The organism is Nocardioides abyssi, assembly GCF_030412915.1.
GTDB classification, from domain to species: Bacteria; Actinomycetota; Actinomycetes; order Propionibacteriales; family Nocardioidaceae; genus Nocardioides; species Nocardioides abyssi.
Window position 1 is genome coordinate 1 of sequence record NZ_JAUHJR010000259.1, and the last position, 228, is coordinate 228.

The following is a 228-nucleotide window of genomic DNA, read 5'->3' on the forward strand; positions in this document are numbered from 1 at the left end:
CATCGACGCCGGCACCGTGCTCGGCGAGCCCTCCGCGTCCGCGGACGGGTGACCGTGGCCGACCCGGCGCCGCGCACGGTCGACCAGCACCACGCCGAGGTGCTGGCCGCGGTCGAGCCCCAGGCCCCGTCCCCGCAGCCGCGGATGGACGCCCGCGGGCTCGCGGCCGCCGAGGACGTCGTCGCCACGCTGCAGCTGCCGGGCTTCGACAACTCCGCGATGGACGGG

At 78.5% G+C, this 228-nt stretch carries 1 pseudogene; it reads left to right on the top strand.

The window, feature by feature from the left end:
- Positions 1-54 precede the first annotated feature (54 nt).
- Positions 55-228 (top strand): annotated as a pseudogene (locus QWY29_RS20695) (gephyrin-like molybdotransferase Glp); the annotation flags it as partial.